The 8,502-nt window shown below is 37.6% G+C and carries 5 protein-coding genes and 1 pseudogene; 5 read left to right on the top strand and 1 reads right to left on the bottom strand.

Annotated features, from left to right (window positions below):
- The 3 genes from RTP52_RS10005 to RTP52_RS09995 all read left to right on the top strand — a co-directional run.
- Positions 1–935: GGDEF domain-containing protein (locus tag RTP52_RS10005; protein WP_312370964.1), on the top strand; the 935-nt coding region annotated here is incomplete at its 5' end.
- A 192-nt stretch (positions 936–1,127) separates the two neighbouring features.
- Positions 1,128–2,198 (top strand): branched-chain amino acid aminotransferase, encoded by a 1,071-nt coding sequence (locus tag RTP52_RS10000; protein WP_312101771.1) that lies wholly within the window; start codon positions 1,128–1,130, stop codon positions 2,196–2,198.
- A 194-nt stretch (positions 2,199–2,392) separates the two neighbouring features.
- Positions 2,393–3,364 (top strand): polysaccharide deacetylase family protein, encoded by a 972-nt coding sequence (locus RTP52_RS09995; protein WP_312370961.1) that lies wholly within the window; start codon positions 2,393–2,395, stop codon positions 3,362–3,364.
- 147 nt (positions 3,365–3,511) lie between these two features.
- On the opposite strand, the gene RTP52_RS09990 is transcribed toward RTP52_RS09995, so the two are convergent.
- Positions 3,512–4,795, bottom strand: a complete 1,284-nt coding sequence (locus RTP52_RS09990; protein WP_312371005.1) for a peptidoglycan-binding protein — start codon at positions 4,793–4,795, stop codon at positions 3,512–3,514.
- A gap of 532 nt (positions 4,796–5,327) precedes the next feature.
- On the opposite strand from RTP52_RS09990, the gene RTP52_RS09985 reads away from it, so the two are divergent.
- Positions 5,328–6,590, top strand: coding sequence for a carbamoyl phosphate synthase small subunit (locus RTP52_RS09985; RefSeq protein ID WP_312370959.1), 1,263 nt, complete (start codon positions 5,328–5,330; stop codon positions 6,588–6,590).
- Positions 6,590–8,502 (top strand): annotated as a pseudogene (gene carB, locus RTP52_RS09980) (carbamoyl-phosphate synthase large subunit); the annotation flags it as partial. The gene RTP52_RS09985 and the pseudogene carB, both read left to right, overlap by 1 nt.

Here is an 8,502-nt window from a genome sequence, read left to right as displayed (position 1 = left end):
ATGACACCTACGGCCATATGGTTGGTGATGAGGCTATCGTAAGAGTAGCCAATATCGTAAAAGAGATGGTTGGTGATCATGGGGTTGTCGGAAGAATAGGCGGAGACGAATTATTTGCTATCTTAGATAATGTGGACGATGAAAAGAGCCTTAGAAATGTATTAAAAGCAATACGGGAAAATATTGCTTATGCTTATGTTGGTTCCGAGAACAATATCCATGTCACATGTTCTATGGGTTGCGCAGAATATCCTACCGATGGGGTAGTCTATAAGGAACTTTTTCAGAAGGCAGACTATAGTTTATACCTAGCTAAGGAAAAGGGGAAAAATCGTTATATCATTTATAATCCTTTAAAACATGGTGATATAAGTTGCAAGTTACCAAATGCTATCCCCCAAATGGACATAGCTTATGCAGGATGTAATAATACATATCATTTTTCAAATATGATGCAATCTTTATATGAAAAACGTAAAGATGGAATAGAAGAGGTTCTCTGCCAGTTAGGAGAATTATATCAATTTGATAAGATAAATGTTTATTGCGGAAGAGAATTACCATTGATTATGCATTGGGGAATATCCGAATCGGAAGATAAGAATGCAACATATTTGTTAGAACAAGGATATCAGAAAAACTTTACTGCAAATGGAATTATTGTGCTCGATAATATGAACATCAGTAAATCGTTGAAGGCTTACCAAGTTTTTATGAAGCAAAATCTAGCATTTGTTATGCAGGTTATGATAAAAAAAGAAAACAATATACTTGGCTTAATCTCCTTGGAAAGAATGATAAAAAAATCTAAGATGTCCGCAGTTGACATTAACAATTTGGAGCTGTTATGCCACTTGATCGGAAATATCATTCTAGATACAACATCTGATAAGAGTTTAATGCCACGTAGTGGCAATGAGGTTATGAGGAAGTAGCGTAAGCGGATCACGAATATCCGTTTTGGTAAGGAACGATAGAATAAGAAACTAATTGGTTGAATTACGAAATAGTACTTGAAAATTTATGGATGAAAGTCTAATATATTATAAAACGTAATCCTTGGCGCAAACGGTGCACAAATAGATGCGCAGGAATAAGGGAAAATACGTAGAAAGAAGGATGTACAGATGCTGAATATCAGATATGAGAAAACAACTGCACCTAAGGAACTTCCTGCAGCTGACAATCCATTAAAATTTGGTACGATATTTACCGATCATATGTTTCTTATGGATTATGAAGAGGGAAAGGGTTGGCATGACGCTCGAATCGTCCCATATGGACCAATTTCATTAGAACCATCCGCTATGGTATTTCACTATGGTCAGGAAATGTTTGAAGGATTAAAAGCATATAAGACAGAGGATGGAAGAACCTTATTATTCCGTCCAAATAAGAATGCAGAACGTGCGAATAACAGTAATAAGAGACTTTGTATCCCAACGATACCGGAAGAAGATTTTGTTGAGGCTGTAAAGGCCGTAGTTAAGATGGATGAAAGATGGATTCCGACTAAATCAGGTACTTCCCTTTATATTCGTCCTTTTGTAATAGCAACAGACCCATTCCTTGGGGTGCGTCCATCCAATCGTTATCTGTTTGCTGTGATTTTATCACCTGTTGGTGCTTATTATCCAGAAGGATTAAACCCTGTGAAAATATGGATTGAGGATGAATATGTCAGAGCCATCAAAGGAGGAATCGGAGAAGCAAAAACCGGTGGTAACTATGTAGCGTCTTTGGCTTCTCAGGTAAAGGCTCATGAAGAAGGATATTCTCAGGTGTTATGGTTAGACGGTAAGGAAAGAAAATATATTGAAGAAGTTGGTGCAATGAATATCTTCTTTAAGATTAATGGTAAAGTGTTAACTCCAGCGTTAAATGGTAGTATTTTACCAGGTGTAACCAGAGATTCCGTAATTTCGTTATGCAAACAATGGAACCTAGAGATTGAGGAAAGAAGAATTTCCGTGGAGGAACTCTATGAAGCTGGCAAAGACGGTAGTTTAGAAGAAGTGTTTGGGACTGGGACCGCTGCAGTTATATCTCCAGTGGGACACCTTCGTTTTGAAGACCATGTATTAATGGTTGGAGATGGCGGTATCGGAGAGTTAAGTCAAAAAATATATGATACGATTACTGGAATTCAATTAGGAAAAATCGAAGATACTCTTGGCTGGACCGTGGAAGTAGTGTGAAAATAGAAAGCAATTTTCGCACCGAAGTTTGTACCTGCGTCGTCCTCGGCACAAACTTCCAGCTACTATATGAATAAAAGGCAGATGATAAATTAACCATAGGCATTGGTTAATTTACCAACTGCTTTTTTTATGGAATGTTATACAGAGCATATGGCATAGATTATATGGTAACAAACGATTTGGAGCTTAATATGAAAGACAAGATTATCATGTTAGTATTGTTACTAATCTTCCTATCTCTTATTGGTAGGTTGTTCTATGATAAAGCAAATGAGGAGACTACCGCGGGAATCATTGGAAAAATAGAGTATGAATCACTCGATGAGTTGGCCCTTTTTGTTACGTTAGAAAATGAGGTACAGCTTAATAAACAAGGAATGGGCTGGATGGCTGGCAATAGTATATGGGATCATGACATTACTGCTAGTATCACTGTAGAAAGTGGCTATGTTAGTGATGGTGATTTAAGCAGGGAACCTGACTATGTACATCATTATCCCAATTTATATACGAAATCAGAAGCGGATTATACATCTCCTTCTGATGGCAGGAAAGTCTGCTTTCTAACATTTGATGATGGACCAAGTGCCAATACCTTGAAGGTATTGGATGTACTTGATGAAAAGAAGATTAAAGCTACCTTTTTTGTTATAGGAGAGGAGATTAATAAAGATAATGCTAGTATATTAAAAGAAGTAGTAAATCGAGGACATTTCATCGGTGTACATACACATATTCATGATTATGGTAAGATTTATAAGTCGGTTGACTCTTTCTTAAAGGATTATGATAAAGCATTTCAAAGAATTGAAGAAGTAACTGGTGTACGTCCATATATTTATCGATTTCCAGGAGGAAGTTATAATCATTACTTGAAGAGAATAAGAAAAGAGTTAGTCGCAGAAATGACAAGGAGAGGATTTACCTATTATGATTGGAACGTTAGTGGGGAAGATGCGGTAGGTTCTCCCACAGCATATTCTATCAAAAAAAATATAAGCAGAGATTTGAATCGATATCGGTGTCCAGTGGTTCTGTTACATGACGGTCAAACGAATCCTTTAACAGCTAAGGTATTAGGTGGGGTAATAGATTATATTGAGTCAAAAGGATATGAATTTGATACCTTAGATCATAGAGAACCTTGTCAATTCCGATGGTAGATAATGAAAGAAAAAGGGCTTTTGCGTGTAAGGTTACTTGCTTTAAAATGGCAGGTAATCTTACACGCAAAAGCCCTTTTTCATAATAAGTGGGTAATATTTAATCCACTTGTTTGTTAGAATGATTTATGAAAGAGGTATTACGAATCATTGATATTCTGCTATTCTTGTAATAGCAACATAAATAGCAGAGATTTTATACCAAGTTGGAAGGTCAACGATACCTGATTCAGGAAGATTAAATTGTTTTTGAAAAGCTTTTACTGCCTCTGCGGTTGTAGGACCAAAGACTCCATCGGCTGAGACGTTAGGAATTGGATAGTATACATCAGCGATAGCATTTAGCTGCTCTTGTAGCTGCATAACACTAGAGCCCGAGGAACCTATTGTTAAATTATAACCTGGGAAGGAAACAGGAACTCCGGAAACCTCATACGTAGAATTGATATAAATACTGTCTCCATAATAATATCTAAGAATTTGAATTGCTGTATAACCCTGATCGCCAAGAGATTTTGAACCCCATTGTGACATTACCTCAGGACAAGATACACGTTTACCGTCACAATACTGTGTTAGGATTGGTTGTTTCACATTTGGACGAGATAAATAGTTGTTAAAGATTGTATCAACAACTCTGCTTATGGAATCAAAAAAGTTTCGTCCAGGCATAAATTTATGATCGTATGCAGTGGAAGAGGTAATAGTAAACTGTAATCCTTTATTACGATACCATTCTGTAAAGACGCGGTTTAAGGTAAAGGATTGAATTGCTAATACATTTGCATAAATGGTTGCTTCTGGCCAAGTAGCATAGATTTCACTGGAGGCTACATTTTTAATGTAATCTCGATATGGAACCCAATAATCCATAGCCGTTTTGTCATTAGGAGGTCCATCATGAACGACAACGAATTCAGGAATAACAACGTTTGGAAGTACAATCTCACCAGCTTCTTCCAAAGGCTTTATTTCAGCTTCCAAAATCTTAGGTGGATAATCTCCATATAAGGTATGGTATGGTATTGCAAAAGACTCTGCAGTATCTCGGACTCCCGCTGATGGAGTTGGGTCTAGTGAGATATTTTGTAGGGCATTTACGGTAGGAAGTAATTGTGCTCCAGATATGATAACCGGTTCAAATCCAGGTGCTTTTATTGTCAAAGTATACTCAGCATATGGCATTGGAGCACTAGGTTCCAAACTGTAATCTACAGGAGGCGTTGGTAATTCGACGAGTTCTGTTCTTCCTGCATCATTTGTTCGCAATTCTTCTATAGGTTGGGTAGAAGGTTGACCGGTAATGTTAATATCAACTGTAGCATTGCTAATAGGTCGATTGTCTCTAGCAGAAAGTACATCTACAATAAGACCACCAAGAGACTGTGTTTCAACCTGAGCTGGATATACTCTGTTGTCGTTACGAGGCATCATATTAGTACGAAGAATTTGATTATCCATAGTGGGTGAAAATACATCTTTTTCTACCCCAAAACCTTGACCGTAGGTAGGGTAATGAAAAGAGTACGGGTTGTATACCATGTCTTACTACCTCAATATACTGGTTCAAGATAAGGTATGCGAAGTAGCCATGATTGGTGCAAGTACATAAGCCCTTAGTAATATTAAGAAGGAGTACTTATTAGACTTTATAAGTATGTATAATTTATCTAAGCCTAAGTAAATATGCACAATAAATGCATAGATTATCAATATTATTTTGTTATGTTCCGGAATAAATATTTCTTGTAATTTTAAAGATGGTGTGGTATCATTTTAACAATTTGAGTATAATTTGCAAAATTTAAGCCTCTGGACTTAAGATGTATCACCTTTAATTTTCATGGTTTCCATGAAATAAGTGAAGAGGCGATATATCTTATTTTTTTAAATAGGAGATGGAAAAAATATCCATTTAAAGCGAGGGGTAACTCAAAAAACATAACATAATAGGAGGATTTGTATGAAAGCTTTTCTGATACTGGAAGACGGGCACATTTTCGAAGGTAAACACATTGGTTCGAAAAGAGAGGTTATTAGTGAAATCGTTTTTAATACCTCGATGACAGGTTATCTGGAGATATTAACGGATCCATCCTATGCTGGTCAAGCTGTGGTAATGACATATCCGCTTATCGGCAATTATGGTATTTGTCCATCGGATATGGAATCATTAAAGGCATGGTCAGATGGATTTATTGTAAGAGAGACATCACGTGTACCAAGTAATTTTAGATCTGAACTTAGCTTTGAGGAGTTCCTGATTAAGAATGATATTCCTGGAATCTCTGGTGTGGATACAAGAAGCTTAACGAAGATTCTTCGTGAGAGCGGTACAATGAACGGTATGATAACTACGAATGAAAACTTCGTAATTGAAGAGGTAGTAAAAGCGTTAAAGGAATATAAGGTAACGGATGTGGTTAGCAGGGTAAGCTGTAAAGAGAAGAAGGCTACAACCCACGAGAATTTTACCCCAACTGACTTTGAGATGGCAAAGATGACTTACATGGCATCTCCTGAGATGAAGGAAGCAATTGAGAAGGCGACGAAAAACGGTGTTTGTCTTGGTGAAATAGCAATGGCGAGCATGCAGGGAACTGCTGGAATCGCTTATTTAAATAAGTTAGCAGAAGATGAAAACTTAGTGAAAACACATTATAAGGTTGCATTAATGGACTTTGGTTCTAAGAAAAATATTGAACATTGTCTATTAAAAAGAGGCTGTGAAGTTACGGTTTATCCTGCTGATACATTGGCAGAAGAAATCTTAGAGGCAAATCCAGATGGAATTATGTTAAGTAATGGCCCTGGAGATCCAGCAGAATGTGTTGAAATTATTAAAGAAATTAAGAAATTATATGATTCAAACGTTCCTATCTTTGCAATTTGTCTAGGACATCAGTTAATGGCACTTGCAAATGATTTTAAAACAAAGAAAATGAAGTACGGACATCGTGGAGCGAACCATCCAGTAAAAGATTTAGAAACTGGTCGCGTTTATCTATCTTCCCAGAATCATGGCTATGTAGTTGTGGAAGATAGCATTGATGAAGCTAAGGCAGAGGTTCGCTTTATTAATGCAAACGATAAGACAATAGAGGGACTTAAGTATAAGAATAAATATATTTTTACGGTACAGTTCCATCCGGAGGCATGTGCTGGTCCACAGGATTCCGAGTTCCTATTTGATGAGTTTATGAAGATGATGGAGGTAAATGCGTAATGCCAAAGAATAATGACATTAAGAAAGTTTTAGTGATTGGTTCCGGCCCGATTGTGATTGGCCAGGCAGCAGAGTTTGATTATGCAGGTACCCAAGCTTGTCGTTCTTTAAAGGAAGAAGGAGTTACAGTTGTATTGGTGAACTCAAATCCAGCAACTATTATGACAGATAAAGACATTGCAGATATGGTTTACATTGAGCCATTAACTCCAGAGGTTGTAAAGAAGATTATATTAAAAGAAAAACCAGATAGTGTGCTCCCAACTCTTGGTGGTCAGGCAGCGTTAAATATTGCAATGGAGTTAGAGGAATCCGGATTTTTAGCAGAAACAGGGACCAAACTAATCGGAACTACCTCATTAACAATTAAAAAAGCAGAAGACCGTCTAGAGTTTAAGAATACGATGGAGAAAATCGGTGAGCCTTGTGCAGCCAGCGTTGTTGTTACTACAGTAGCTGCAGCAGTTGATTTTGCAGAGACTATTGGATATCCGGTTGTAATCCGTCCAGCCTATACCCTTGGTGGATCTGGTGGTGGTATCGCAGCGGATAAGGAAGAGTTAATTGATATCTGTACGAATGGATTACGTCTTAGCCGTGTTGGACAGTGCTTAATCGAGCGTTGTATCGCTGGGTGGAAAGAGATTGAATATGAAGTAATGCGTGATGGTGCAGGAAACTGTATTACGGTATGTAACATGGAAAACTTAGATCCAGTAGGTGTTCATACAGGAGATAGTATCGTAGTCGCTCCATCTCAGACATTATCCGATAAAGAATATCAGATGTTACGTACCTCTGCTTTAAATATTATTACTGAGTTAAATATTACAGGTGGATGTAATGTACAGTATGCCTTAAAACCCGATAGTTTTGAGTACTGTGTAATTGAAGTTAACCCTCGTGTAAGCCGCTCTTCTGCACTTGCCTCAAAAGCAACCGGATATCCAATTGCGAAGGTTGCAGCAAAGATTGCACTTGGTTATACCTTAGATGAGATTCCAAATGCAATCACAGGTAAAACTGTAGCAAGCTTCGAACCAGCACTTGATTACTGTGTAGTAAAGATTCCAAAGTGGCCATTTGATAAGTTTATTATGGCAAAGAGAACCTTAACGACTCAGATGAAAGCAACCGGTGAGGTAATGAGCATCTGTACAAACTTCGAAGGGGCTCTTATGAAGGCAGTACGTTCCCTTGAGCAGAATATCTATAGTATGAACTATGGCGACTATAGCAAGGATAGTGTAGAAGATATTCGTGAGAAACTTCATTTGATTGATGACAGACGTATCTTTGTTATCGCAGAAGCTATCCGTCGTGGAATTACACCAGAAGAAATCAATGATATTACAAAGATTGATTTATGGTTTATTGATAAAATTGCAATACTTACTGAGATGGAAAAACGCTTAAGTGAAGAACCATTAACGAAAGAGTTAATGTTAGAAGCAAAGCGTATGGAATTCCCAGATCGTGTGATTGCACAGCTTAGTGGCAAGTCATTAGAAGAAGTAAAGAAACTTCGTAAAGAAGACTTCGGAATTCTTGCAGCGTTTAAGACCGTTGATACGTGTGCCGCAGAGTTTGAAGCACAGACCCCTTACTACTATTCCTGCTTTGCCAGTGAGAATGAAGTGGATGCTACTAAGACAAAGAAAAAAGTATTAGTACTTGGTTCTGGCCCAATCCGTATCGGACAGGGTATTGAGTTTGATTACTGTTCCGTACATGCAACATGGTCTATGAGCAAGAGCGGTTTCGAGACAATTATCGTAAATAACAATCCAGAGACAGTAAGTACAGACTTTGATATCGCTGATAAGCTTTACTTTGAGCCATTAACCCCAGAAGATGTGGAAAATATCGTAGATCTTGAACAGCCAGATGGCGCAGTAGTACAGTTTGGTGG

It is taken from the genome of Lachnoclostridium sp. (genome assembly GCF_031997925.1).
Taxonomy (GTDB): domain Bacteria; phylum Bacillota; class Clostridia; order Lachnospirales; family Lachnospiraceae; genus Lachnoclostridium.
Note: the sequence above shows the minus strand (reverse complement) of the source record. Positions and strands in the feature narration are given on the sequence as shown.

Excerpts from the sequence above, each read along its gene's own strand:
- RTP52_RS10000 (WP_312101771.1), top strand. The coding sequence starts at position 1,128 with ATGCTGAATATCAGATATGAGAAAACAACTGCACCTAAGGAACTTCCT.
- RTP52_RS09995 (WP_312370961.1), top strand. The coding sequence starts at position 2,393 with ATGAAAGACAAGATTATCATGTTAGTATTGTTACTAATCTTCCTATCT.
- RTP52_RS09990 (WP_312371005.1), bottom strand. The coding sequence starts at position 4,795 with ATGCCTCGTAACGACAACAGAGTATATCCAGCTCAGGTTGAAACACAG.
- RTP52_RS09985 (WP_312370959.1), top strand. The coding sequence starts at position 5,328 with ATGAAAGCTTTTCTGATACTGGAAGACGGGCACATTTTCGAAGGTAAA.